At 58.2% G+C, this 24887-nt stretch carries 25 protein-coding genes; 18 read left to right on the top strand and 7 right to left on the bottom strand.

What is annotated here, in order from left to right; genetic code table 11:
- The first annotated feature begins 8 nt into the window (after positions 1 to 8).
- Positions 9 to 1319: a homoserine dehydrogenase gene (locus tag GRI35_RS01155; RefSeq protein WP_160612328.1), complete on the top strand. Its 1311-nt coding sequence runs from the start codon at positions 9 to 11 to the stop codon at positions 1317 to 1319.
- On the opposite strand, the gene GRI35_RS01150 is transcribed toward GRI35_RS01155, so the two are convergent.
- On the bottom strand, positions 1261 to 1878 hold the full coding sequence (locus GRI35_RS01150; protein ID WP_160612327.1) for a hypothetical protein: 618 nt from the start codon (positions 1876 to 1878) through the stop codon (positions 1261 to 1263). The two genes, GRI35_RS01155 and GRI35_RS01150, sit on opposite strands and share 59 nt — an antisense overlap.
- 78 nt (positions 1879 to 1956) lie before the next feature.
- On the opposite strand from GRI35_RS01150, the gene glpX reads away from it, so the two are divergent.
- A complete protein-coding gene (glpX, locus tag GRI35_RS01145) occupies positions 1957 to 2964 on the top strand; it encodes a class II fructose-bisphosphatase (RefSeq protein WP_160612326.1) in 1008 nt (335 codons plus the stop codon).
- A gap of 242 nt (positions 2965 to 3206) precedes the next feature.
- Positions 3207 to 4142: a ribose-phosphate pyrophosphokinase gene (locus GRI35_RS01140; RefSeq protein WP_160612325.1), complete on the top strand. Its 936-nt coding sequence runs from the start codon at positions 3207 to 3209 to the stop codon at positions 4140 to 4142.
- Positions 4143 to 4146: 4 nt separating this feature from the next.
- Here the strand turns inward: GRI35_RS01140 and GRI35_RS01135 are convergent, their stop codons facing one another.
- The gene (locus GRI35_RS01135; protein WP_160612324.1) at positions 4147 to 5142 is read right to left on the bottom strand and encodes a helix-turn-helix domain-containing protein; all 996 of its coding nucleotides are present in this window, start codon (positions 5140 to 5142) and stop codon (positions 4147 to 4149) included.
- 161 nt (positions 5143 to 5303) lie between these two features.
- Between GRI35_RS01135 and GRI35_RS01130 the strand changes: the two genes are divergently transcribed.
- The 13 genes from GRI35_RS01130 (at position 5304) to GRI35_RS01070 (ending at position 17471) form a co-directional block, all read left to right on the top strand.
- The gene (locus GRI35_RS01130) at positions 5304 to 6101 is read left to right on the top strand and encodes an inositol monophosphatase family protein (protein WP_160612323.1); all 798 of its coding nucleotides are present in this window, start codon (positions 5304 to 5306) and stop codon (positions 6099 to 6101) included.
- Positions 6034 to 6375 (top strand): outer membrane beta-barrel protein, encoded by a 342-nt coding sequence (locus GRI35_RS14010; protein ID WP_407985035.1) that lies wholly within the window; start codon positions 6034 to 6036, stop codon positions 6373 to 6375. Before GRI35_RS01130 ends, GRI35_RS14010 begins: the two co-directional genes overlap by 68 nt.
- A 195-nt stretch (positions 6376 to 6570) precedes the next feature.
- Positions 6571 to 6774 carry a 50S ribosomal protein L35 gene (gene rpmI / locus GRI35_RS01120; protein WP_160612321.1) on the top strand — a complete coding sequence of 68 codons (204 nt, stop codon included), beginning with the start codon at positions 6571 to 6573 and terminating at the stop codon, positions 6772 to 6774.
- Between the two features lie 36 nt (positions 6775 to 6810).
- Positions 6811 to 7170, top strand: coding sequence for a 50S ribosomal protein L20 (rplT, locus tag GRI35_RS01115; protein WP_160612320.1), 360 nt, complete (start codon positions 6811 to 6813; stop codon positions 7168 to 7170).
- A gap of 202 nt (positions 7171 to 7372) precedes the next feature.
- Positions 7373 to 8269 (top strand): helix-turn-helix domain-containing protein, encoded by an 897-nt coding sequence (locus GRI35_RS01110; protein WP_160612319.1) that lies wholly within the window; start codon positions 7373 to 7375, stop codon positions 8267 to 8269.
- 68 nt (positions 8270 to 8337) lie between these two features.
- Positions 8338 to 9213: an AraC family transcriptional regulator gene (locus tag GRI35_RS13975; RefSeq protein ID WP_160612318.1), complete on the top strand. Its 876-nt coding sequence runs from the start codon at positions 8338 to 8340 to the stop codon at positions 9211 to 9213.
- Between the two features lie 65 nt (positions 9214 to 9278).
- Entirely contained in the window at positions 9279 to 10379 is a 1101-nt protein-coding gene (gene pheS, locus GRI35_RS01100; protein WP_160612317.1) for a phenylalanine--tRNA ligase subunit alpha, read from the top strand.
- A complete protein-coding gene (pheT, locus tag GRI35_RS01095) occupies positions 10376 to 12760 on the top strand; it encodes a phenylalanine--tRNA ligase subunit beta (protein WP_160612316.1) in 2385 nt (794 codons plus the stop codon). The genes pheS and pheT overlap by 4 nt, the downstream gene beginning before the upstream one ends.
- Positions 12761 to 12764: 4 nt before the next feature.
- A complete protein-coding gene (locus GRI35_RS01090; RefSeq protein ID WP_160612315.1) occupies positions 12765 to 14306 on the top strand; it encodes a peptide chain release factor 3 in 1542 nt (513 codons plus the stop codon).
- 31 nt (positions 14307 to 14337) lie between these two features.
- Entirely contained in the window at positions 14338 to 14904 is a 567-nt protein-coding gene (locus tag GRI35_RS01085; RefSeq protein ID WP_160612314.1) for a pyridoxamine 5'-phosphate oxidase family protein, read from the top strand.
- Between the two features lie 6 nt (positions 14905 to 14910).
- On the top strand, positions 14911 to 15630 hold the full coding sequence (locus tag GRI35_RS01080; protein WP_160612313.1) for an endonuclease/exonuclease/phosphatase family protein: 720 nt from the start codon (positions 14911 to 14913) through the stop codon (positions 15628 to 15630).
- Positions 15631 to 15765: 135 nt separating this feature from the next.
- Positions 15766 to 16104, top strand: coding sequence for a P-II family nitrogen regulator (locus GRI35_RS01075; RefSeq protein WP_160612312.1), 339 nt, complete (start codon positions 15766 to 15768; stop codon positions 16102 to 16104).
- A gap of 29 nt (positions 16105 to 16133) precedes the next feature.
- Complete coding sequence (locus GRI35_RS01070) at positions 16134 to 17471, top strand: ammonium transporter (RefSeq protein ID WP_160612311.1); 1338 nt, start codon at positions 16134 to 16136, stop codon at positions 17469 to 17471.
- Positions 17472 to 17875: 404 nt separating this feature from the next.
- Here the strand turns inward: GRI35_RS01070 and GRI35_RS01065 are convergent, their stop codons facing one another.
- Genes GRI35_RS01065 through GRI35_RS01055 form a run of 3 tightly spaced genes read right to left on the bottom strand, consistent with a single transcriptional unit; the run spans position 17876 to position 20836 of the window.
- A complete protein-coding gene (locus tag GRI35_RS01065; protein ID WP_160612310.1) occupies positions 17876 to 19462 on the bottom strand; it encodes a GMC family oxidoreductase in 1587 nt (528 codons plus the stop codon).
- Between the two features lie 20 nt (positions 19463 to 19482).
- On the bottom strand, positions 19483 to 20415 hold the full coding sequence (locus tag GRI35_RS01060) for a sterol desaturase family protein (RefSeq protein ID WP_160612309.1): 933 nt from the start codon (positions 20413 to 20415) through the stop codon (positions 19483 to 19485).
- Entirely contained in the window at positions 20408 to 20836 is a 429-nt protein-coding gene (locus tag GRI35_RS01055; RefSeq protein ID WP_160612308.1) for a hypothetical protein, read from the bottom strand. The genes GRI35_RS01060 and GRI35_RS01055 overlap by 8 nt, the downstream gene beginning before the upstream one ends.
- A gap of 72 nt (positions 20837 to 20908) precedes the next feature.
- On the opposite strand from GRI35_RS01055, the gene GRI35_RS01050 reads away from it, so the two are divergent.
- Positions 20909 to 22333, top strand: a complete 1425-nt coding sequence (locus tag GRI35_RS01050) for an amidohydrolase (protein WP_160612307.1) — start codon at positions 20909 to 20911, stop codon at positions 22331 to 22333.
- A gap of 20 nt (positions 22334 to 22353) precedes the next feature.
- Here the strand turns inward: GRI35_RS01050 and GRI35_RS01045 are convergent, their stop codons facing one another.
- A complete protein-coding gene (locus GRI35_RS01045) occupies positions 22354 to 23391 on the bottom strand; it encodes a hypothetical protein (protein ID WP_160612306.1) in 1038 nt (345 codons plus the stop codon).
- Between the two features lie 25 nt (positions 23392 to 23416).
- A complete protein-coding gene (locus tag GRI35_RS01040; protein WP_160612305.1) occupies positions 23417 to 23854 on the bottom strand; it encodes a TIGR01244 family sulfur transferase in 438 nt (145 codons plus the stop codon).
- A gap of 260 nt (positions 23855 to 24114) precedes the next feature.
- On the opposite strand from GRI35_RS01040, the gene GRI35_RS13970 reads away from it, so the two are divergent.
- Positions 24115 to 24882: a cold-shock protein gene (locus tag GRI35_RS13970; RefSeq protein ID WP_160612304.1), complete on the top strand. Its 768-nt coding sequence runs from the start codon at positions 24115 to 24117 to the stop codon at positions 24880 to 24882.
- The last annotated feature ends 5 nt before the right edge of the window (positions 24883 to 24887 follow it).

Below are 24887 nucleotides of genomic sequence, written 5' to 3'. Positions count from 1 at the left end.
CGATAATTTTGTCAGCACCACTGAGAATCGCACTGGCCGGATTGGGCACTGTCGGTATCGGCGTAATCCGCTTGCTCCAGGCCAATCGGGATCTTGTCACCACCAGAGCGGGGCGCCCGCTGGAAATCGTTTCGGTCAGCGCGCGCGACCGGACTTTGGATCGCGGCGTCGATCTGTCTCCCTATGCGTGGGAAGAGGATATGACCGCGATGGCCGCGCGCGATGATGTGGATGTGGTGGTAGAACTGGTGGGCGGGTCGGATGGTCCGGCATTGACGCTGGCGCGCAATGCCATTGCTGCCAACAAGCATTTTGTGACGGCAAACAAGGCGATGATCGCGCATCATGGCCTGGCATTGGCCCACGCATCCGAAGCACATGGCACTGCGCTGAAATTCGAGGCCGCCGTCGCTGGCGGTATTCCGGTGGTGAAGGGCCTTCGCGAGGGTGCAGCAGCCAATGCGATCGAGCAGATCTATGGTATTTTGAACGGCACTGCGAATTACATCCTCTCGACTATGGAAGCGAGCGGCGCGGATTTCGCGACTACGCTCAAGGACGCGCAGGCCCTTGGTTATGCCGAGGCTGACCCGACCTTCGACATTGAAGGCGTCGACGCCGCGCACAAGCTGTCGATCCTTGCCGCAATCAGCTTTGGCGCGAAGGTCGATTTTGACGCGGTGGCTTGCGAAGGGATCTCCCGCGTTCGTGCTGCCGATATCGCGCAGGCCGATGTGCTGGGTTATGTCATCCGCTTGATCGGGTGGGCCGATGTGGCGGAAATCGAGTCGGGTGCGCCTGCCTTGTTGCAGCAGGTCAAGCCGTGTCTTGTACCCAAGGGCCATCCCTTGGCGCATGTGACCGGGGCCACCAATGCGGTTGTTGCAGAAGGAAATTTCTCCGGTCGTCTGCTGTTCCAGGGTGCTGGCGCAGGCGATGGTCCGACTGCCAGCGCGGTTGTTGCGGACCTTATCGATATTGCACGCGGAGAGGCGGGGAACCCGTTCTCGGTCCCGACCAGCGAGCTCATCGCAATGGAACCCGCCGAATCGGGCGAACGCACCGGCCAAACCTATTTACGCTTTACCGTGACCGACCGCCCTGGCGTGCTGGCTGAAATCACCGCTGCAATGCGCGATGCTAATGTCTCGATCGAGAGCTTGATCCAACAGGGTCGGGCCAATGATGGCGGCGAAGTACTGGTTGCTATGGTGACTCACGACGGGCCGGAGCGCTGCGTTGACGCCGCGGTTGCGCTGCTCAGCGGTTCGGCAAGTCTGACGGCTCCACCGCTGGTGATGAAGATTCTGGAAGAGTAAGCCGCAGCTGGCCATCTGTTGGCTCGAGGGCTTTTTCAGGCTTGTCGGGACTCTCCGTAACCGGATTGGCCAGGCTACCCTCGGGCGCTTCGTTTTGTCCGAGCGGCGGCAGCCCGCGCGATATTCGATCCGCATCCGATCCCGGAGGTGCTTCGGGCAGAGCCGTGACATCGATGATCAGCGCTGCTTCTTTCGGGCAGGGAGGGATTAAGCACAGGCCGCCGACCGTTGCAGGCCCTTTGAAGATCCCCGGCCCGCCGACATCGGGCGCACGCGGCAGCCCGTCCTTGATGGCTTCTTCGGATGTCGGATCGAGTTCGCTGCTCGACTTTACCCGAAACTGCGACTGGTCCTGCTCTTCGGCACAGACCACGATCTCATCGCCTTCCTGCGGGTCGCATTTCGGCTTTGGCGGCGGGGGACCATAGGCTGCTTTTGCATTCTCGGCCGCTTCTTCAGCAGTTAGCGAAGGTGCATTTTGCGCCGTTGCGGGAAAAGAACTCGCCAGCCACAGCATAGCCAATCCCATCGCTCCCATTCGCAGCGCGCTTCTCGACAATGCAACACTCCCTGTCTAAGCGCTCAATCGTAAGCCAAGCACGCATTTCACAACCACGCCAAATGGACTGAATTCATCATGAACAAGCCTGAAGTACCGCCCAAAGTTTCGGCCAAAGTGTCGGCAAGCAGGACCCTCGATCGGGTTCTTGTGCTCGAAATGGTTCGGGTGACCGAAGCTGCTGCAATTGCTGCTTCGAAGTTGATAGGTCGCGGTGACGAAAAAGCAGCCGATGCTGCGGCAGTGGAAGCCATGCGCCGCGCATTCGACGAGCTCTATATGGATGGTACCGTCGTTATCGGTGAAGGTGAGCGTGACGAAGCGCCGATGCTCTATATCGGCGAGAAAGTCGGCGGCGCGCCCGGTAAGGGGCCAAAGATCGACATTGCGCTCGATCCGCTGGAAGGCACGACCATTACCGCCAAGGCCGGGCCGAACTCGCTCGCGGTTCTTGCGGCTGCCGAATCAGGCTGCCTGCTCAACGCGCCCGACACGTATATGGACAAGCTCGCGGTTGGCCCGGGCTATCCCGAAGGCATTATAAGTCTGGAAAAAAGCGTGACCGAAAATGTCACGGCCGTGGCCGAAGCCAAAGGCGTGGCCCCGGGCGACATTATCGTCTGCGTGCTCGACCGCCCGCGCCACAGCGCCATCATTGAGGAACTGCGCGGACTGGGCTGCGGCATCCATTTGATTCCCGATGGCGATGTCGCCGGCGTGATCGCAGTGACTGATGAGGACACCACTATCGACTTGTATATGGGCCAGGGCGGCGCGCCGGAAGGTGTGCTGGCCGCAGCGGCGCTGCGCTGCGTTGGCGGTCAGTTCAACGGCCGCTTGGTGTTCCGCAACGATGACGAAAAGGCCCGTGCACGCAAATGGGGCATCGAGGATTTGGACCGCATCTATACGCTCGATGATCTTGCCAGCGGAGACTGCATTTTCGCCGCAACCGGCGTGACCAGCGGCTCGCTGCTCGACGGCGTTAAGCGCCGCCGCAATGGCACCATGACCACCGAAAGCGTAGTCATGCGCGCCAGCTCCGGCACAGTGCGCTGGATCAGGGGCGAGCACCGTATTGGCTAACTTCTAATAAGTGCCTACGTATTCGCCCGTACAAGGTTTAGCGCACGGCAAATCAGAGCGTGCGCTGGATCAGGCGCGAGCACCGTATTGGCTAGTTAGCCGGCCGCGTTACTCAGGATTGGGAAAAGGCCGCATGGCCTCTGTTGCAAGACCAATGGTCTGGCTAAGTCTGCACTGCGCGAATCGCCGCGCGCCAAACAGCTAGTCTAATCGCTATTGCTCTCGCATCGGGGACTCTTCGCATGAAAATCATGGCCGCCAATTCCAACCTCCCTCTGGCCCGGGCTGTTGCTGCCTATCTCGAAATGCCGCTTTGCGATGTCAGTGTGCGGCGGTTTGCCGATGAAGAGATTTTCGTCGAGATTCACGAGAATGTCCGCGGCGAGGATGTATTCGTTCTGCAATCGACCAGCTTTCCGGCGAATGACAATTTGATGGAACTGCTGATCTGCATCGACGCATTGCGCCGAGCTTCAGCGCGCCGGATCACGGCGGTTGTACCGTATTTCGGATATGCGCGTCAGGACCGGAAGCCGGGGCCTCGTACTCCGATCTCAGCTAAACTGGTTGCCAATCTGATTACCGAAGCGGGCGCAGACCGCGTGCTGTCGGTTGATCTGCATGCCGGCCAGATTCAGGGCTTCTTCGATATCCCGACCGACAATCTCTACGCCGCGCCGGTAATGGCTGCGGATATTCAGGCGCGCTATGGCGATCAAGATTTGATGGTTGTATCGCCCGATGTTGGCGGTGTTGTCCGCGCGCGGGCGCTCGCCAAACGGCTCGACAATGCGCCGCTGGCCATCGTCGATAAACGCCGCGATCGCCCGGGCGAGTCCGAAGTGATGAACATTATCGGTGAAGTCAAAGGGCGGCACTGCATCCTGATCGACGACATAGTCGATTCGGGCGGCACCCTATGCAACGCAGCACAGGCTCTGCTCGACATGGGCGCGAGCAGCGTGGCCGCCTATATCACACATGGTGTTTTATCCGGCGGGGCAGTCGCCCGCGTCGAGGAATCCGCGCTTACCGAACTGGTGATCTCCGACACGATTCTGCCATCCGACGCGGCCAAAGACGCCAAGCGCATCCGTATCCTCGCGATGGCACCACTGATCGGCGAAGCGGTGAGCCGGATTGCCGATGAAAGTTCGGTCAGTTCTTTGTTCGACTGACGCTTTATCTGTGGCTGACCGGCATTTCGCCCGCTGCCGGAAGTAGCGGATCGTGCATCCATGGGCGGACGGCGTCTGGATCGACGCGGTTGAGCAGTTCGAGCCGGCGCGCCTGACGGATTTCAAGGCTCAGCGTCAGCAAACCTTGGCGGTCTTTCATAAACTGCTTCGGCGTCATCCCGAAGAACGCAATAAATTCGCGGATCTGATGCGATTGATCGAAGAAACGGAGGTAGATATCTTCCTCCTCGTTCTCATCGGCCACACCACACAGACGCGCCGCCAGATCCAGCGTCCGTGCCCGGCGCATCACCTGTTTGGGGGTGAGGCCAAAATCACGCTTGATAACGCGCTGCAAAGTGCGTGCGGTCACATTGTTCTCATCAGCGAAATCGGTGATCGATTGATTGGGGTCAGCAAAGCTGGCAACTTCGAACCGCTGCGAAAGGTCCTCAGGTGGGGCCAGGCCCTTGCGGGCGATTGTCAGGCGCAGCCAATCCTCGATAGCGAGCAGCCAGTCCTCGGGAGAAATTCCGGGTATGTGGAGGCTGGTAATCTCTTCGTCAGCCAGGCCGACGAATTCCATCGGTTTGATGCGGTCGATCAGTTTGCCGTCATCTGCGCCCCACAATGCCCGCATCGCGCCCGGACGGAGCATAAAGCCTGCGACCTTGATGCCGCCTTTGAAACGCAGCGGCATAGCTTTGGAATGCTGTCCGCACACAAAGGTTTCATCACGAATTTCAAGCGTTCCGTCCGCCGTCTCGACGGTCCAGTCAACGCCGATAGCGGTCCGCACATACCCGGCATCGTTGCATAGCAAACCATCGCCGACACTGTCATCGGGGGCAGCCGCAACCGCAACCATGATCCGGCCCAGCCACGGTTCCAGATCAGGGGCGGGCGCGCGATTGAACGATAGCGGGACACCATCCTTGGTCGCGCCGGTCTCTGGAATAAGTTGGGATTTCGATTTCTCATCCGGGCCTTTGTCGCCCATTATTTCGCCCCTGAATGATCAGCGACATACTCGCTTTCACAATGATGTCGCATTTATACAACTGCCGCCGCGTTGCTTTATGATTCCTGACGGGTTTGGCAACCCCTTCCCCTGAATTCGATACACTTGACCGGCACAGTTCGCGCCGCGAAGAGACTGCGATGGATATCAAACAAGACCTTATGTTGGCAGGCCGGTTGGCCGATGCGGCTGGTGCGGTCATTCGCCCCGCGTTTCGCAGCGAATTTGCGCAGGAACGCAAGGCAGACCGCAGCCCCGTAACCGAAGTGGATCGCGCTGCGGAGGCAGCCATGCGTGCGATCCTTGAAAGAGAGCGTAGCGATGACGGGATCATCGGCGAGGAATATGGTACACGCAATGAACATGCCGGACGGCAATGGGTGCTCGACCCGATCGACGGCACAATCAGTTTTATGGCCGGACGCCCGATTTTCGGAACGCTGATTGCGCTGATGCAGGATGGCTGGCCAGTGCTCGGCGTGATCGATCAGCCAATTTCGGGCGAGCGCTGGGTGGGCCAGATCGGTGGCGGCACCACGCTCAACGGCCTACCCGTTCGCACCACCTCGTGCCGCGCGCTCGACGAGGCCAAATTGGCAACCAGCAGCCCGCATTATTTCGGTGCGGAGCAAGCCGATGCCTATATGAAAGTGGCCGGAGCCGTGGGCGGCAATGAGCGCCAAGGCATGATTGTCTATGGCGGCGACTGCTACAATTACGGCCTGCTCGCTTCGGGCCATCTCGACATAATTTGCGAATCCGGCCTGCAAATTTACGACTATGCTGCGCTTGTCCCGGTGGTGGAGGGCGCTGGCGGCACAATGTCCGACTGGCAAGGCAATCCGCTGGACATCGAAAGCGCGGGTAAAGATGGCGCTGACGTGCTGGCGCTCGGCGATCCCGCGCGGCTGGACGATGTGTTGGAGGCGATGGGGTAGCTGGACAGTTGGTCTGCATATTGGCTACGCGCTGAATGACAGTGGCCAGCTTTACGGGAAAATCGGGTATTCACGCCTAAAACTCGAAGCAGATGTGTTGGGCCTTCAAGCATCGGAATCCGGTTCAGGTGTAGGGTTCGCTGTCGGCTACGAGAATGGCCTCGGCGAAAATGCTTATGCCCGTGTTGAATTCGGCTATGCCGATAATGGCGAGATTTTTGGTCTCAACTTTCAACGCCGCCATGCAGGCGTCGGCCTCGGGGTCCGTTTCTAACGCCTGATGTGCTTCTTTTGTGAGTGGGGCCGCATTACCTGCGGTCCCGCTCACAGTCCTTTTTTCTTGCAATTCCATCCGTATCGACTAATTGCGCGTCCTTCACCGACACGTGATTCATCTGCCGGTCTGGCCGTTAGGGCTGCCAGGGCTGGTTGAACGTGTCTCAGAACCGATTCCTTTTAGGAGATGAAAATGCCCAAGCTGAAGACCAAAAGTGGTGTGAAGAAACGCTTCAAAATCACCGCAAACGGCAAAGTGAAGCACGGTGTGGCTGGCAAACGTCACCGCCTGACGCATCACAATGCGAAGTATATCCGCCAGAACCGTGGCACCTCTGTGATCTCTGACGCTGATGCGAAGACGATCAAGAAATGGGCTCCTTACGGGCTTAGTTAAGCCCCGCAGCTCATCACACAATTCAGGAGTTAAGATATGCCTCGCATTAAACGCGGCGTGACCACACGCCAGAAGCACAAGCGACTACTTGATCAAGCCAAGGGCTATCGCGGTCGTCGTAAAAACACCATCCGCGTCGCGCGCCAAGCCGTTGAAAAGGCCGGCCAATACGCATACCGCGACCGTAAAGTTAAGAAGCGCAATTTCCGCGCATTATGGATTCAGCGCATTAACGCCGCAGTTCGCGCCGAAGGCCTTACATATTCGCAGTTCATGCATGGCGTTAAGCTCGCCGGTATCGAGCTCGACCGTAAAGTTATGGCCGATCTGGCGATGAATGAAGGCGCTGCTTTCAAGAGCATCATCGAACAGGCGAAGAAAGCTCTCCCCGCATAAGCGGGACGGCACTTCCAGCCAACGAAAAAGGGCGCAGCTGGCTTGGCCATCTGCGCCCTTGTCATATCTGCCGGAGGGTCGCGGTTCCGACAGACACAGATTGAATTTTGCGCGAACACTCTTGCGGTGCGAAAAATGTAGCGTAAACAAATCGCTGTCGATCATGTTGTAAAAACGCGACGTGGAGGGGAGCGCATTATCTATGGGCACGGAAAGCGAAGGAGAACCGGGTGTTCGCCTGCGGTTTTTCCTACCTTCCGCAGAGCTATGCCAATACATCACCACCTATTATCTGATGGAGGTGACGCCTGCTGGTGGCCAGCGTCTGGTCGATTACCTGCATCCCGAATGGGGCAATTTACGTTTCGGTTCGAACGATGATTTGCACGCCGCTATCGGTGCCGCGCCGCTCCGCCCGATGCCGCATTGCATTGCCGTCGGCCCGACCAGTGTAGCCACACAATTTTCGCTCAGCCGGGGACGTATCTGGGGCATCGGCCTGCTGCCCCTCGGCTGGCTGAAATTCATTGATGCACCGGCAAAACAATTTGCCGATACCATTACAGAGACCTTCTCCGATCCAGCCTTTGGGAATTTTGTGCCACTGGCGGAAACCTTGTTTGCCGCAACGCCGGACATTGATGCAGAAGTAGCACGGATAAATGCCCATATGCTGCAATTGGCCGACAAGCCATTGGACGACGAGGACGAAGTTACCAGAGTGCACTCGGCACTGGTCGATGCGTCCGTATCGACTGTTGCGAAGCTGGCCGAGCTGTCGGGTATGTCTGCGCGAACGTTGGAGCGGTTCTCTCACAAAGCGTTTGGCTTCACGCCCAAATTGCTTCTGCGCAGACAGCGGTTCCTGCGGAGCCTTTCGCGATTCATGCTGGACCCTTCGCTGAGCTGGCTCAGTACGCTCGATTACCAATATCATGACCAGGCGCATTTTGTGCGCGACTTCAAACGCTTCATGTCGATGACGCCCAACCAGTATCGCGAGTTGCCACATCCTATTTTGATGGCCGCAGTGCGGGCGCGCGCCGAGGCGGCTGGTCAGACCATGCAGGGCCTACATGATCCAGGCGAGAGTGGATAATTGGCTTTCCTTTTGTGAGTGCGCCCTTAGAAACCACTTGGACAGAATCGACACTTTGAGGGGCGAAGGTGCCAGAAGATGGCTTGGTCAACGTTAGGTTTCACGAACCATCCATTGATCTGGGGCGGTTTTTTACCACGTTCTATTGTGTAGATTTCAAAACCGAAAATGACGAAATTGTCGAAGACGCATTGCACCCTGAATGGGCCGGTTTGCGGATAATGGCAGGCGCGCGCCCGCATTGCCGGATTGGTGATAGTGAGCCGGTGTCCAACGCAGATGTGATGGTCACTGGCCCCAGCAGCCTTCCGCTGTATTTTTCGAACCGTTCCACCCGCATGTGGGGTGTCGGCTTCCTGCCTCTGGGTTGGGCAACATTCTTTGGCCAGCCAGCAGACAAGTATGCAAATACAGTTTTCGATGCGCGCAAGGAACCGGCGTTTCATCATTTTGTGGCGCTGGCAGACAAATTGTTGGAGCCCGGTCAAACGGAAGAGCAAGAGCTAGCCCATATCGAGGAGTTTTTTCGCGAAGGATGTGCGCGGTTTGGCAAGGAAGACCCCCGGATACAAATCATTCATCAAGCTCTGATGGAGCCTGAATTGCCGCATGTGTCGGTGATGGCAGAGCGCTGCGATTTGAACCAGCGCACGCTGGAGCGGCTGTGCCGAAAGCATTTCGGTTTCTCGCCCAAAATATTGCTGCGCAGGCAGCGCTTTATGCGCAGCTTGGCCGAATTTATGCTCGACCCCTCAATGGGGTGGATCGGGGCGATTGATTCGCTTTATTTCGACCAGTCGCATTTTGTGCGCGATTGTCAGGATTTCCTCGGCATGTCCCCGTCCGAATATTCGGCGATGGACCACCCGGTGATCGCGGGCTTCATGCGCGAGAGGATGCGCGCGCATGGTTCTGCGGTGCAAACTCTGGATGAGCCTGAATAATATCGGCGTCCGGCTTACACTGTGGCTTTGCCTTATGCGTAAATAGCCGCTAGCGCGCCTGCGCTATGGACGATTTGCAAACACGTAAAAATGATACTCTGACGGCAATTGCTTCGGCGGACAATGCCGATGCGGTTGAGGCGCTGCGCGTAGAGGCTTTGGGCAAGCAGGGCTGGGTTAGCCAGCTACTCAAAACGCTTGGCAAAATGACGCCCGAAGAGCGAACCGAAAAAGCACCTGCCATTCAGCAGACACGTGCAGAAATTGCCGATGCGATTGCCGCCCGGAAACAAGCGCTTGATGATGCGGAGCTGGATAAGCGGCTCGCAACCGAAACGCTCGACTTGTCGCTGCCTGCGCCGGAAATGCCGCGCGGCACCGTTCACCCTGTCAGTCAGGTGATGGACGAGCTGGCAGAAATTTTCGCCGATCTCGGTTTCGCAGTGAAAACCGGGCCAGAGATCGAGAACGATTGGCATAATTTCACGGCGCTCAATATGCCCGAAAGCCATCCGGCTCGGGCAATGCACGACACATTCTACTTCCCCGATCACGATGATGACGGGCGGCGAATGCTGCTGCGCACGCATACGTCGCCGGTACAAATCCGCACGATGGTCAACGAAGGCGCGCCGGTGCGGATTATCGCCCCGGGCCGTGTCTATCGCAGCGATAGCGACGCGACGCATACGCCGATGTTCCATCAGGTCGAAGGTCTGGTGATCGATAAGGATATTCACCTCGGCCATCTGAAATGGACGCTGGAAACCTTCCTCAAAGCTTTCTTCGAGCGCGACGATATCGTGCTGCGCCTGCGTCCTTCCTACTTCCCTTTCACCGAGCCGTCGGTTGAAGTTGATGTCGGCTTCGAAGTCGTAAAGGGCCGCCGTGTTTTGGGCGGGTCGGGCGATGCGCCGGGCCATGCGTGGATGGAACTGCTTGGCAGCGGCATGGTCAATCGCCGTGTTATCGAATTCGCCGGGCTTGACCCTGACGAATGGCAAGGTTTTGCCTTCGGCGTGGGCGTCGACCGGCTCGCCATGCTAAAATACGGGATGGATGATCTCCGCGCGTTTTTCGACGGCGATATCCGCTGGTTGCAGCATTACGGATTCAGCCCGTTCGATCAGCCGACCCTGTCAGCCGGTGTAGGAGCGAGCGCATGAAGTTCTCCCTGACATGGCTCAAAGACCACCTCGAAACAGAGGCGAGCGTTGCCGATCTTGCGGCGGCGATGAATCGCATCGGGCTTGAAGTTGAAGGCATCGAAGACCCGGCCGAACGGTTGGAAGGCTTCACTGTCGCCAAGGTTCTGACCGCAGACAAGCACCCGGATGCTGACAAACTGCAGGTCCTGACCGTCGACACGGGTAAAGGCGATCCTCTGCAAGTCGTGTGCGGCGCGCCCAACGCGCGAGCGGGCATGATGGGCGTGCTCGGCCAGCCAGGCGCGGTTGTGCCGTCCAACGGTATGGAGCTGCGCAAATCGGCCATTCGCGGAGTGGAAAGCAACGGCATGATGTGCTCTGTCCGCGAGCTTGAGCTGGGCGACGAGCATGACGGCATTATCGAATTGCCGGACGATGCGCCGGTCGGGCACAGTTTTGCCGACTATCACGGTTCTTCACCAATATTCGACGTAGCGATTACGCCAAACCGCCCTGATTGCATGGGCGTGTACGGCATAGCGCGCGATCTGGTGGCAGCCGGGATGGGCACTCTGAAGCCGATCGCAATGCCTGCTTTCACAGCGTCGGGTGCGTGTCCCGTTGAAATCCGCACGGACGATCCAGAGGGGTGCCCCGCATTCTATGGCCGTGTGATCAAAGGCGTGACCAATGGCGCTTCGCCGGACTGGTTGCAGCAACGCTTGCAAAGCGCCGGTCAGCGTCCGATCTCGCTGCTGGTCGATCTGACCAACTATCTGATGCTGGCGTTTGGCCGTCCGGCGCACGCTTACGATCTGTCCAAATTGACCGGCGCGGTTGTCGCTCGCCGCGCCAAGGATGGCGAACAAGTTCTGGCGCTCAATGAAAACACATATACGCTCGACAGCAGTATGACGGTTATCGCCGATGATGACGGCGTGCATGACATTGCGGGCATCATGGGTGGCGAGGATTCCGGTTGTTCCGAAAGCACGACGGACGTGCTGCTTGAAATCGCCTATTTCGATCCGGATCGCATTGGGGCAACTGGCCGGAAATTGGGCCTTGCTTCCGACGCGCGCACTCGCTTCGAGCGCGGTGTCGATCCGGAATTTCTGGATGACGGTCTCGACCTGCTCACAGGCTTGATCGTCGAGCTGGCTGGAGGCGAAGCCAGCGAACCGGTGCGCGCTGGCGCTGCACCTTCGAATGCCAAAGTTGTGCCATTCGACCCGGCATTGACCGAGCGCCTCGGCGGTGTGTCGGTCGATCCAGCCGAACAGCAACGCATTCTTGAATCACTCGACTTTGGTTTGGATGCGGCATCGACGCCGTGGAGTGTGACTGCTCCGCTGCGCCGTCACGATGTCGAAGGACCAGCCGACCTCGTTGAAGAGATCGTCCGGATCTACGGGATCGACGATATTGAAAGCGTAGCCTTGCCGCGCGCCGAAGGCGTTGCGGTGCCAACCGCTTCACCCGAGCAAAAGCTGGAACGCCGCGTCCGCCGGGCGGCTGCCGCGTGCGGGCTCAATGAAGCGATCACATGGTCGTTTGTTTCGCAAGCCGAGGCTGACGCGGTTGGCGGTGGGCGTTGGATACTCGACAATCCGATCAGTGAAGACATGAAAGTCATGCGGCCATCATTGTTGCCCGGTTTGCTATCAGCGGTTCGCCGCAACGCTGACCGCGGAGCAACTTCGCTACGGCTATTCGAAATCGGGCGGCGCTATCTCGCAGATGGCGAGCATCCGTCGCTCGCCTTTGTTCTGGCGGGCGAACGGTCTGAGCGTTCATGGCAAAAGGGCAAGGCAGAAGCGTTCGATGCGTTTGATGCCAAGGCAGTGTGTCTGTCGCTTCTCGAAGCGGCTGGCGCGCCAGTCGACAAATTGATGGTGATGGGCGTGGATGATGGAGCAAGCACCATCTATCACCCCGGCCAATCGGCCACTCTGCGGCTTGGCCCCAAAAACCAGATTGCGAGTTTCGGTACAGTTCATCCTTCGCTGCTCAAGGCGTTCGATGTGGATATGCCGGTTGTGGTGGGCGGAATTCATCTCGATGCCATTCCAGCCAAGAAGAATGCCGGGTTCGCGCGGACCCACTACGCGCCGCCAGTGTTGCAGTCGGTGCTGCGAGACTTCGCGTTTCTCATATCAGACGATGTGCCGGCGGGTGATCTGCTGCGCGTGATCAAAGGCGCGGACAAGGCGAATATTGTCGCAGCGCGGATCTTTGATGATTTCCGCGGCCAGGGCGTCCCGGAAGGCAAGAAATCGCTTGCCGTCGAAGTGACACTTCAGCCCGGCGAGAAAAGCTACAAAGATGACGATCTGAAAGCGATTTCGGACAAGGTCGTGGCGGCGGCCGGCAAGTTGGGCGCGGAGCTTCGGGGCTAAGCCGATGTCCACCAATTCCCGCCGTACCTTTGCGATTATTTCGCACCCCGATGCTGGTAAGACCACGCTAACCGAGAAGCTGTTGCTGCAAGGCGGGGCGATCCATCTTGCGGGTGAAGTGAAGGCGCGCGGAGCGGCGCGGCGGGCGCGATCCGACTGGATGAAGATCGAGCAGCAGCGCGGCATTTCAGTGACGTCTTCGGTGATGACGTTCGAACGTGCCTTTGACGATTTGGGGGACGTAACTTTCAATCTGCTCGACACGCCGGGGCACGAGGATTTCTCGGAAGATACTTACCGCACGCTGACCGCTGTCGATTCCGCGATCATGGTGATCGATGCCGCGAAAGGTATCGAGCCGCAAACGCGCAAACTGTTCGAGGTGTGCCGGTTGCGCTCGGTGCCGATCATCACTTTTGTGAATAAAGTCGACCGTGAAGGCCGCCCGGTATTCGAGCTGCTTGATGAGATCGCCGATATGCTGGCGCTCGATGTCAGCCCGCAAATGTTTCCTGTAGGTATGGGCGGCGAGTTCGAGGGTATTCTGGATTACGCAACAGGCTCGATTGCGCGGCCTGAAGGACCGTCGAAGGAATTCCTCGGCAAGCGCGATGCGAATGCGGTGCTGCCAGAGCAGTTTGCCGAGAATGCCGAGCTCGCCCAGATCGGCTATCCCGAATTTGACCTTGAGGCTTATCGCAGCGGCGATCTGACACCGGTCTATTTCGGATCGGCGCTCAAGAACTTCGGCGTGACCGAACTGATCGAGGCGATTGCCAAATATGCCCCGCCGCCTCGGCCTCAACCTGCGGGCGATGAACATATCAGTCCCGAGCGCGACGAAGTCACCGGCTTCATCTTTAAAGTGCAGGCCAATATGGACCCGAACCACCGTGACCGGATCGCCTTTATGCGGCAGGTTTCGGGGACTTTTAAGCGCGGGATGAAACTGACGCCTTCGGGCCTTGGCAAGCCCATCGCAATCCATTCGCCGATTCTGTTCTTTGCGCAGGACCGCGAGATTGCCGACACTGCCGAAGCGGGCGATATTATCGGCATTCCCAACCATGGGACTTTGCGCGTCGGCGATACGCTGAGCGAGACCAACACGCTGCGTTTCACCGGCTTGCCGAATTTTGCGCCGGAGATTTTACGGCGGGTGCGACTCAAGGACCCGACCAAGACGAAACAGCTTCGTAAAGCGCTCGACGATCTGTCCGAAGAGGGTGTGATCCAGGTCTTCTATCCCGAGCTCGGTGCGCAGCATATTGTCGGTGTGGTTGGCCAGCTTCAGTTGGAAGTGCTGATCTCGCGCCTTTCAGCGGAATATAAGGTCGAGGCCGCGCTGGAAGCGGCTCCCTTTGCAACCGCGCGCTGGGTGAAGGGACCGCAGGAGTTGCTCGACCAATTCGAGAGCTTCAACCGCGCGAATCTTGCGAAAGACCGCGATGGCGATTTGGTTTTTATGGCCAAATCGCCGTGGGATGTCGGCTATCAGGAAGAAAAGAATCCCGATCTGACTTTCTCCGCCACCAAGGAACGGTGACATTCTGTGCTTCGCGGCGTAGCATTGCTGCATGGCAGAATTTTTTGATACGCTGAACGATAAGCACATCGCGATGATCGATGCGCAGCCGATGTTTTTCGTTGCGACCGCTGCTGCGGACGCGCGGATCAACCTCAGCCCCAAGGGGTACGACGCGTTTCGTGTTCTGGCGCCGGATCGGGTCGGATATCTCGATCTTGGCGGATCGGGCAATGAGACCAGCGCGCATCTCGATGCTGATGGGCGCATCACGATCATGTTCTGCAATTTCCAGCAGCCTGCCTTGATTTTGCGCATCTATGGGACCGGTCGGGCAGTCTTGCCGAAAGATCCTGAATGGGATGCGCTGGCAGAGAACTTCACGCTTATTTCCGGCACGCGCCAGATCTTCGATATCGCAGTTGAAAGTGTCCAGACGAGCTGCGGCTGGGGTGTGCCCTTTATGAAGATGGAGGCCGAGCGGCCGACGTTGAAGAAGGCGCATTCTCAGGCCAACCCTTCCGAATGGGCGGCAAAGATGTCCACGCGATTGGCGAGCATCGATGGCCTGCCAGCCCGACCAACGGATCGTTACATTGCCGGTGAGAGCGAAGACTAGGGCCGCGTGCGTCTCAAATTCGCCAGCTACAACATCCATAAAGCGGTCGGCACCGATCGCCGGCGTGATCCCGATCGGATTATCACCGTCCTACGCGAGATGGATGCGGATATCATTGCGCTGCAGGAAGCGGACCGCCGGGTCGGCGAACGTGCCAGCGTTCTGGAACGCGCGGCGCTGGATGACAGCCCCTGGAAGGTACTCGATGTAGCCAAGCGGCCGCGAAGCATCGGCTGGCACGGCAATGCCATTTTGGTGCGCAGAACTTTCACAGTGCTTGATGCCGAGCCAATTGACTTACCCACTTTGGAGCCACGAGGCGCAGCGCGCGGTGACCTTGAGATTGACGGAGCGCGTATCCGGGTGGTCGGAATGCATCTCGATCTGTCCGGATTGAGGCGGCGCGACCAGATCAAGGCGGTCATCGGTCATGTGGATGCCTGCGAACCTCGATGTCCAACCGTGCTGATGGGCGATTTCAATCAATGGGGCAACCAGACCGGCGCAATGCAGGAATTCCGCCGTCACTGGCATGTGCTGGATACGGGGCGCAGCTTTCCCTCGCGCCAGCCGATTGCGCGATTGGACCGGATTGTTACCTCGGATGAATGGGGCTGCCTCGAGCAGCACGTCCACCACAGCGCGACCGCATCGCAGGCATCGGACCATTTGCCCATCGTCGCCGAACTTGAACTGCCCGATTTACAGGCATCGCCTAATTATTAAGCGCCTTCCAATGGGCTAACGCAGCTTTATTACGCGCGTTTCCCCTCTGCAGACTGGATATTTCGATTCTGGCACGGCTTTTGCTGCATGTGCGAAGTCGGGATCATCCGGCAGGATTTTTAGCAGGGGGCGTCGATGAAATTCATCATAGCCATAATCAAACCATTCAAGCTTGACGAAGTGCGCGAAGCGCTCGGCGCCATTGGCGTCGCGGGAATGACCGTTTCCGAAGTCAAAGGGTTCGGCCGCCAAAAGGGCCAGACAGAAATCTATCGCGGTGCAGAATACTCGACGAATATGCTGCCCAAAGTGAAGCTCGAGATTGCCGCCGGGGACGATATTGCCGAGCAAGTCGTCGAAACCATCAAAAATGTCGCCAGCACGGAAGCCATCGGTGATGGCAAAATCTTCGTGCTCGACCTCGCCGATGCCACGCGCATCCGTACCGGTGAAACGGGGGATACGGCACTATGATGACCCTCTCCAAATCAAAGGACAGTTCCATGATCCGCAAATTTACTGGTGGAGCAGTGGCGTTTGGTGCGTCTCTCGCCGCCGCCACTCCCGTTTGGGCGCAAGAGGCTGTCGAAGCGGCCAAGCCCGTCGCCAACCCCGGCAATAACGCTTGGATGATGACAGCAACGGTTCTGGTGTTGCTTATGATCATCCCGGGTCTGACGCTATTCTATGGCGGCCTGACTCGTTCGAAAAACATGCTCTCCACCATGACACAGATCGGCGCGACTGCATGTCTGGCGATGCTGGTCTGGGTAATGTGGGGTTTCTCTCTCGCATTCGGTGCCACCAGCTATGAAGGGATGTTGGGCAACTTCATTAGCGGCGGAAGCTACTTCCTTTCCGGTATGACTGCGGAAACGACGGCTGCAACGTTCACCGATGAAGTGATCAGCGAATATGTCTTCGTCAGCTTCCAAATGACCTTTGCAGCCATTACCGCTGCACTGATCCTGGGCGCTACGGCTGAGCGGATGAAGTTCAGCGCCGTGATGATGTTCGTACCGATCTGGCTGACCATCGTGTATTTCCCGATTGCCCATATGGTTTGGGCCGGTGACGGGCTGCTGTTCAAAGCGGGCGCGCTTGACTTTGCCGGTGGCACTGTTGTGCACATCAACGCTGGTGTCTCGGGTCTGGTGCTCGCCTATCTGCTCGGCAAACGCCGCGGATATCCGTCAGAGCCAATGCCACCGCACTCGATGACACTGACTATGGTTGGTACCGGTCTGCTGTGGGTTGGCTGGTTCGGTTTCAACGCCGGTTCGGCGCTCGAAGCCGATGGCTTTGCTGGCCTTGCCATGATCAACACTTTCGTTGCTACTGCAGCTGGCGCGCTCACCTGGATGGTGATCGAGAAGCTGGCCGGTCACAAAGGCTCGGCGCTGGGCTTCTGCTCGGGCGTTATTGCTGGCCTCGTTGCAGTCACACCGGCTGCCGGTAACTCCGGACCATTCGGCGCGATCCTGCTCGGCATCCTGTCGTCGATTGTCTGCTACTTCGCAGTTGCCAAGCTCAAAGCGAAATTCGGCTACGACGACTCGCTTGACGCTTTCGGCATCCACGGCGTTGGCGGTATCGTCGGCGCGATCGGCACCGGCATAGTTTACCAGCCGTTTCTGGGCGGCCCTGGAGACGGTTCGACCGCTCTGGGCGCCCAACTTTGGGTCCAGACGGAAGGCGTTCTCGTCACAATAGCATGGGCCGGTATCGGCACCCTGATCGCTGGCTTGATCGTCAAGACAATCATTGGCCTGCGTGTCTCCGAAGAAGTTGAAGTCGATGGTCTCGACATCAGCGAACACGGCGAACGCGCTTACAACTGATGGCCCACAACTAACACCCAGGTACGGCGGGATCGGGAGATTTTCTCTCCCCTCCCGTTCCCGCCGCACAACGTTCCTCCTGCGAACAACACTTTACGGGCCGGGGCTGCAAAGCTCCGGCCCTTTTTTTGGGGAGTTATTTGTTTAGACCCTGCGGGCGCGAGGCATCCGCCTCGCTTGCTTCCTCGCATAAGCTCGGGCGCGCGGTCGCGCTTGCGGTCAGCTAGTCGCTGACCGAACCATTCCAAGCCATAGGCATAAGCGCCCATTCTTGGTCGCGGCAGCCAGAGGGCGACTGCCCGACGCGCGGTTAGCGCGGTAGCCTAAGCGAGCGAATGCGAGTGCCGGCGCTTGAGGCTAAACAAACAAAAAATGCCGTCAACTGAGGGCCAAAACAAACGCCTCTACCCCAGCGCAGCTTTCACGAAATCCGCGCAGCGCTCACCGATCATGATGCTCGGAGCATTGGTGTTTCCGCTGACGATTTTGGGCATGATGCTGGCATCGGCAATCCACAGGCCTTCGATACCGCGCGCTTTCAGCGTTGGATCGACGACACTGTCCTCGTCACCGCCCATGCGGCATGTGCCGACGGGGTGATAGACAGTGTCGGAGCGATTGCGGATCAGCGCGTCGAGCGCCACATCGTCGTTCAGATCAACCGGATGGCGATCCACTGGGTTGTAGTCCGCCAAAGGCGAAGTCTCTGCGATCCGGTGCGACAATCTGATTCCTGCCCGCAAGGCCGCTATGTCGCGGTCATCATCGAGGAAGTTGGGATCAAGGCGCGGCGGGGCAGCTGCATCATTCGCATTCAGGCGAACAGTGCCCCGACTTTCCGGGCGCAGGACACATGCGTGGAGCGAGAAGCCGTGGCCTTTCACTTTCTCGCGCCCATGATCTTCCAGCATTGCCGGTACAAAGTGCCATTGGATATCGGGTGCGGGCGCATCGGGCATCACTGTCCAGAAACCGCCTGCCTCGGCATAGGGCGTGGTCATAATGCCGGTACGGTGACGGCGGTGCTCGACCATGGCTTTCACCATGCGCCAAGTGCCGGCCAAACTGTCACCGATGGGGTCTTTGGACTCGGTTTCCCAGCTTGACACATAATCGATATGGTCCTGCAGATTGCTGCCAACCGATGGTTTGTCGAGCACGAGATCGATACCAAGCTCACGCAGATGGTCGGCAGGCCCGATGCCTGACAGCATCAGGATCTGCGGCGAGTTGAATGCGCCTGCCGACAAGATCACGCCGCCGGTCGCAGTAATTGTCTCACGCTTGCGTCCGCGTTTGATCGCGACGCCAGTTACACGGCCATTCTCCACCACCAGTTTCTCGACCAAAGTGCCGGTCAGGATCGTCAGATTGTCGCGCTCGCGTAGCGGTTCGACATAGGCACGCGCAGCAGACCAGCGTTCGCCGTCCTTTTGGGTCACCTGGTAGATGCCAAAGCCTGACTGCTCGGCATCATTAAAATCTTCATTGCGCCGCAATTGCAAGGATTCTGCACTGCTTACGAATGCCTTGCTGGTCGGGTTGACTGCAGTTTGGTCGGAAACGCTAAGCGGGCCGTCGCCGCCGTGGAACTCGTCTGCGCCGCGCACATTGCCTTCCGAGCGTTTGAAATAGGGCAGGACATCATCATAGGCCCAACCGTCACAGCCCATCGCGGCCCAATTGTCGTAATCCCATTTGTTGCCGCGAATATAGACCATCGCGTTGATTGCGGATGATCCACCAAGCCCTTTCCCGCGCGGTTGATAGCCGATCCGGCCATTCAATCCCTTTTGCGGAACGGTGTCGTAGCGGTAGTTCGTATTCTTCAGCAGGAACGGCATAAAGCCCGGTGTTTTAACCAGGACATTGTCATTCTTACCGCCCGCTTCGAGCAGACAGACGCGCTTGGTTCCATCCTCGGCCAAACGCCCCGCCGCCGCGCTGCCTGCGCTGCCGCCGCCAATGACAATAATATCGAATTGCTGCATGAAATTACCTTCTTTGCCTCTCAGGCGGTCTGTTTTTGTTGTAGTGTTTCGCCTTCATCGGGTTCCTGCCGCGCGCGCCAGCGGTCGCGGATCATATCGGATGTCTCGCGGCTGCCATCATGCGTCCAGCCGGGTTCGCGCAGCAGATAGGACAGCTTGTGCTTCCAAGGTGCACGCCAGATGTCGCTGAGCATCCCGATCCACTCATGGAACACGGACCACAGCAGATTGAAGCTGCCGAGCTGTTTGACGATTCCGTAGCGAATATTCTCGCTTTCGACTTCGGGCTGGAAAGTACCGAACATCTTGTCCCAGACGATAAACACACCTGCATAGTTCCGGTCGAGATAGAGCGGGTTGGTGGCGTGATGCACGCGGTGATGGCTCGGTGTGTTCATCACCGCTTCGAACCAGCGCGGCATCTTCCCAATCGCTTCGGTGTGGATCCAGAACTGGTAGATCAGATTGAAACCCCCGACGGTCGCCAGCATCACCGGGTGGAATCCAAGCAATACCAACGGTAGCGCGAATAGCAGGCCGAAAGTGAAAGTTCCGGTCCATGTCTGGCGCAGCGCGGTCGAAAGATTATAGTGCTGGCTGGAATGGTGGTTCACATGTGCCGCCCACATCCAGCGGATGCGGTGTCCCGCGCGGTGCACCCAGTAATATTTGAGATCGTCGATGACAAAGGCAAGCGGCCACGCCCACCACACCGTCCACCATTGTTCGCCAAAGTCGAAAATGCGGTACTCGTATGTCTGGAAGAAAACCCATATCGCAAAGCCGCCGAAAAGCGCGCCCGCAACAGTGCTGCCCAAACCGAATGCTAGCGAAGTCAGCGTGTCGCGGGGCTCGTAGGCATCTGGACGCTTCTTCCAGGCCCACAGCATTTCCAGCACGACCAGGATAACAAACCCCGGCACGGCATATTCGGTTGGCGAGAAATCAGGCATCGGCGCGCTTCTCCAACCGCCGCAGGCTCGCGGCCCAAACCTGCGCTTGTTCGCCAAGGTTAAGTGTAACGGCGCCAAACGGGCGATCGTCTGGCTGGATGGTCAGCAATCCCTGATCCAGCCGCGCTTCGGGCCGGACTGTCATGAGCCGTCCGGCAAAATGTGTTCCATGGCGTTTCAGGACGAGCACACGTCCCGCATCGTCGCGCATCAGGGCACCATAGCCAGCTTTATCGATCACGATATCAACGGGTTCAAAACCGCTCACGGACTGGTCGGCCAGATGGCGCGCATGATCCTCGTCGCGAATCCGTTCGTCACCGCCCAGACCCATTTTGTGTGCCAGCCATGCGAGCACAAGAATGGCCAATAGCGACCCACCGATTTGTACCAACTGATCCATCGGAAACGCTACTGACATAAATGTCAGTTGGGGTCGAGACTTGCGTGATGCAGCGTGCGGGGTAGAGTGACGGAAAGGGGACTCGGGACTATGAAATCAGCCTTTAGCCTTATCGCTGGCACCGTGTTGCTCGCAGCATCGCCCGTTATTGCCCAAGAAGCGGACCCGATTGCAGCCGTCGACGCACAAGAGGAGCGCACCGAGCGAGTCGCCAAACAGATTTGGGACTGGGCCGAGCTGGGATATCTCGAACTCAAATCGAGCGGTTTGCTGAAAACCGAATTGAAAGGCGAAGGCTTCGCTATTCAGGAAGGCGTCGCCGATATTCCCACAGCCTTCATGGCCGAATGGGGTGAAGGCGGCCCGGTCATTGGCCTGCTTGCCGAATTCGATGCGTTGCCCGGTATCAATCAGTCTTCCTCACCGACCCGTGATCCGGTGGATGGGAAACATGCCGGCCATGCCTGCGGACACAATCTGTTCGGTGCCGGCTCACTGACTGCAGCGATTGCCATCAAGAACTGGCTGGAGGCTACTGGTACGCCCGGCCGCGTCCGTCTCTATGGCACTCCGGCAGAAGAAGGCGGATCGGGCAAAGTCTATATGGCCCGCGCAGGGCTGTTTGACGATGCCGATTTCGTGATCGACTGGCATCCGGCGGATCGCAATTCGGCTGCTTCGCGCAAGAGCCTCGCCAACCGTTCGGCCAAGTTCCGCTTCCGCGGAATCTCTGCCCATGCGGCAGGCGCGCCGGAGCGCGGTCGCAGCGCGCTCGACGGGGTCGAAGCGATGAACATGATGGTCAATATGATGCGCGAGCATACCAGCATGGATACGCGTATCCACTATGTCATTACAGAGGGCGGGTCGGCCCCCAATGTGATCCCTGATTTTGCCGAAGTGTTCTATTATCTGCGCCATTCCGACGCGGATGAGGTACGCGCCATGTGGCCGCGACTGGAGGCGGCAGCCAAAGGCGGGGCAATGGGCACCGGAACCAAGGTCGATTGGGAAATTATTCACGGCAACAACCCGACTCTGCCGGTAGAATCGCTGCAATTGATGATGACGGACAAACTGCGCCAGCTCGATCCGATCGAATATTCTGCGGAAGAACTGGCATGGGCCAAGACGATTCAGGAAAGCTTTGGCGAGGGCGCTCCGGCCCTCTCTCAAGCTCAAGAGGTCCAGCCGCATGAAGTGATTACCGGTTACGGATCGACCGATGTCGGCGATGTGTCGCGCGCCGTGCCGACGGTGAGCTTGGCTGCTGCGGCTTGGGTGCCGGGGACAGCAGCGCATAGCTGGCAAGCGGTTGCCGCGAGCGGGCACAGCTATGGAACAAAGGGAACGCAATTCGCCGCCAAGGCGATGACGTTGGCGGCAATCGAGCTTTATACTAATCCCGAATTGCGCACGAAGGCGAAAGCAGAATTCGTCGAAGCACGCGGGGAAGATTACGTCTACGAATCGCTTCTAGGCGACCGCGACCCGCCGCTTGATTATCGCAAATAGGATACGGAGGGTGTAAAACCCTAACCGTAAGGGTATTGCGCCATGCAATTGGACATTTCATTCCACATGGCCGGATCGTCGATCCGCACGCGGTGAGTTTCTTCGCCAAGCACTTTCACAACCACCTCTTTGCCGGTGGGTATCATGTTGTAATAATTGGCCTGGGTGTAGGCGCCGAAGTAATATTTCCGGCCGTCGCTCATTCCTTCGCCGAAGGGGCGTGCGATGAGCTTGTCGTCGACGAACAGGGCCGTGCCGGGATAGGTCGCGAAGGTGAAGCCTTCGGCAATGACCGGGCCGAAATCATTATCCGAAGCGTATCCGGCCATGTGCCGCCGCATCATGGCTTCGTACTCTTCTTCGCCTTCTTCAGATTGTCCGTCCAATTCGGGCAGTCCGTCCCACTCAAATTTCAATGACCCGTCGAAGAAATTGGTGAACCCCAATGTCAGCACCGCGCCATCGCGCATTGTTCGAGTGGCGCTGCACGAATTGCCTTTCGCTTCAAATAGCCAATCGCCGAACTTGATTGATTTGGTTGGCGGCTCGGGAAACTCTTCGAGCCCGGATTGGTTCGCTTTGGCGGCGAAATCGGCGAAGATTTCGGGGTTCTGTTCCTCGATCACGAATGTCGCGCCATTATACGATAGGCTGTTCACCGTCGCAGTGACTTCGCAAATCCGTGAGCGCTCGGCCAGTAGCATGAGCGGATCGTCATGTTTGTCGAGTTCCGCCGTCAGTTTCGGGTCGCGTGCAGTTGCTTTGGCGATCAATGCCGTATCATCGGGTGCAAGCTCGCGTACCAATTGCTGCCAGGTCAGCGACATAGCCGTATGACGGCGCGACCATTCCGGATTGGCCTCCCGCTGACGAGCGGAGAATTCGTTTTGCAGCACCGCACAGCGAGCGGCTGTTTCGGACGTTACTGCATAAAGGTAGCGGCTGTCATCGCGCCCATGTCCGGGCCCATATCCAGGCCCGTCCTTGGCGACCACGGTAAGCGGGAAAATCGGCAGAACACCAATGACGCAAGCAAGGCTGACGCTGGGGTTTTTCATCAAAACTTTCCTTGACCAATAAAATCTAACTAGCCTCTCCAGCAAGCGCCTCCAGCATAGGGCGGATCGGAGAAAGATCATAACCCGCTTGCGCCGCGGCTGCTGTCAGCTCATCCGGATCGCCCCCTTGGCTGGCCTCCGCGAGCGACCATAAGAAGGTCGAGCGTGTGCCAGACCGGCAATACGCCAAGACCTGACCGCCTGCTTGCATGAATGCGCCAGACATCGCTTCAATATCTGCCTTGCCAAATCCGGCCTGACCAATCGGGATCGCGAAATAGTCCAAACCCGCCTCGCGCGCAGCCTGTTCGATTCGCGCACCTTCCGTCTGGTCAGGCGACTCGCCTTCAGGGCGATTGTTGATGATCAGCGTAACGCCAAGTTTTTTGGCCTCAGCAATGTCGTCGGTTCCGATCTGCGGACTGGCCAATACCGAGTCGCTTAAGCGGCGAAAATCACTCATCAACGGTCTCCAAATGGGGGCTGAATGTAGACGTTATGTAGAGCACGGAAACCATTTCGCTATGCGAAAATGTCACATTTGAAGCGTAGATAGGGCGCGAAAGTGAAAAAAGTCGCGCAGAGGAGCGTTCTGCGCTATGATTGTTGCTTGCGAGTCTGTGCAGATCGTTTTCTGGCAGCCTCATTGCCCGGTGGACCTGCCGTTCGTGTCACCAGCAGAATACTAAATTGGGCGGCGAATACGAAGGTACGTTTTAGATTATGGGTTATGATAAAGGGCGTCGTGGACGGGGCCGTGATAAGCGCGACAATATCGGTGAAGATAGCTTCGATCCGTTCGGCGGCGGCGGAGGCGGTTTTGGCGGCGGCGACAGCTATGGCGGCGGTGGCGGTGATCGCTTCGGCGGCGGCAATCGTGGCGGCGGCGGCGGCGGATATCGCGGCGGCGGCGGTGGCGATCGCTTCGGTGGCGGCGGTGGCGGCGGCGGTGGTTTCCGCGGCGGCGGCGGAGACCGCATGCCCGCGCAGGTCGTTGGCACCGGCAAAGGCGTCGTAAAGTTCTTTAACGGCGACAAAGGCTTTGGCTTCATCCAGCAAGAAGGTGGAGGCGAAGATGTCTTTGTGCACATCTCTGCTGTTGAACGCGCTGGCCTTGAGGGTCTCGCCGAGGGGCAAGGCCTCGAATATAACCTCGTTGACCGCGGCGGTAAGACATCAGCCCAGGATCTACAGGTCGTTGGCGATGTTATCGAAGTGAAAAAAGGTGGCGGCGGTGATCGTGACAGCGGCGGTCCTCCGCAGCGTGAACTGACGGGCGAAAAAGCCACTGGTACGGTCAAGTTCTTTAACGCGATGAAGGGTTTTGGCTTCCTCGTTCGTGACGATGGCCAGCCCGATGCGTTCGTGCATATCAGTGCAGTCGAACGCTCCGGCCTGACAGCAATCAATGAAGGCGAGCGTTACCAGTTCGACCTTGAAGTTGACCGACGAGGCAAACATTCGGCGGTCAATCTTACTGCGGCCGAGTAAGTCAC

The sequence above is a fragment of the Pontixanthobacter aestiaquae genome (assembly GCF_009827455.1).
Lineage (GTDB): Bacteria > Pseudomonadota > Alphaproteobacteria > Sphingomonadales > Sphingomonadaceae > Pontixanthobacter > Pontixanthobacter aestiaquae.
This window is presented reverse-complemented; position numbering and strand designations above follow the sequence as displayed.

Bases quoted from the DNA above. Each gene is read 5' to 3' on its own strand.
- glpX (WP_160612326.1), top strand. From the start codon at position 1,957: ATGAACAAGCCTGAAGTACCGCCCAAAGTTTCGGCCAAAGTGTCGGCA.
- GRI35_RS01140 (WP_160612325.1), top strand. From the start codon at position 3,207: ATGAAAATCATGGCCGCCAATTCCAACCTCCCTCTGGCCCGGGCTGTT.
- GRI35_RS01135 (WP_160612324.1), bottom strand. From the start codon at position 5,142: ATGGGCGACAAAGGCCCGGATGAGAAATCGAAATCCCAACTTATTCCA.
- GRI35_RS01130 (WP_160612323.1), top strand. From the start codon at position 5,304: ATGGATATCAAACAAGACCTTATGTTGGCAGGCCGGTTGGCCGATGCG.
- GRI35_RS14010 (WP_407985035.1), top strand. From the start codon at position 6,034: ATGGCGCTGACGTGCTGGCGCTCGGCGATCCCGCGCGGCTGGACGATG.
- rpmI (WP_160612321.1), top strand. From the start codon at position 6,571: ATGCCCAAGCTGAAGACCAAAAGTGGTGTGAAGAAACGCTTCAAAATC.
- rplT (WP_160612320.1), top strand. From the start codon at position 6,811: ATGCCTCGCATTAAACGCGGCGTGACCACACGCCAGAAGCACAAGCGA.
- GRI35_RS01110 (WP_160612319.1), top strand. From the start codon at position 7,373: ATGGGCACGGAAAGCGAAGGAGAACCGGGTGTTCGCCTGCGGTTTTTC.
- pheS (WP_160612317.1), top strand. From the start codon at position 9,279: ATGGACGATTTGCAAACACGTAAAAATGATACTCTGACGGCAATTGCT.
- pheT (WP_160612316.1), top strand. From the start codon at position 10,376: ATGAAGTTCTCCCTGACATGGCTCAAAGACCACCTCGAAACAGAGGCG.
- GRI35_RS01090 (WP_160612315.1), top strand. From the start codon at position 12,765: ATGTCCACCAATTCCCGCCGTACCTTTGCGATTATTTCGCACCCCGAT.
- GRI35_RS01085 (WP_160612314.1), top strand. From the start codon at position 14,338: ATGGCAGAATTTTTTGATACGCTGAACGATAAGCACATCGCGATGATC.
- GRI35_RS01075 (WP_160612312.1), top strand. From the start codon at position 15,766: ATGAAATTCATCATAGCCATAATCAAACCATTCAAGCTTGACGAAGTG.
- GRI35_RS01070 (WP_160612311.1), top strand. From the start codon at position 16,134: ATGATCCGCAAATTTACTGGTGGAGCAGTGGCGTTTGGTGCGTCTCTC.
- GRI35_RS01065 (WP_160612310.1), bottom strand. From the start codon at position 19,462: ATGCAGCAATTCGATATTATTGTCATTGGCGGCGGCAGCGCAGGCAGC.
- GRI35_RS01060 (WP_160612309.1), bottom strand. From the start codon at position 20,415: ATGCCTGATTTCTCGCCAACCGAATATGCCGTGCCGGGGTTTGTTATC.
- GRI35_RS01055 (WP_160612308.1), bottom strand. From the start codon at position 20,836: ATGTCAGTAGCGTTTCCGATGGATCAGTTGGTACAAATCGGTGGGTCG.
- GRI35_RS01050 (WP_160612307.1), top strand. From the start codon at position 20,909: ATGAAATCAGCCTTTAGCCTTATCGCTGGCACCGTGTTGCTCGCAGCA.
- GRI35_RS01045 (WP_160612306.1), bottom strand. From the start codon at position 23,391: ATGAAAAACCCCAGCGTCAGCCTTGCTTGCGTCATTGGTGTTCTGCCG.
- GRI35_RS01040 (WP_160612305.1), bottom strand. From the start codon at position 23,854: ATGAGTGATTTTCGCCGCTTAAGCGACTCGGTATTGGCCAGTCCGCAG.
- GRI35_RS13970 (WP_160612304.1), top strand. From the start codon at position 24,115: ATGGGTTATGATAAAGGGCGTCGTGGACGGGGCCGTGATAAGCGCGAC.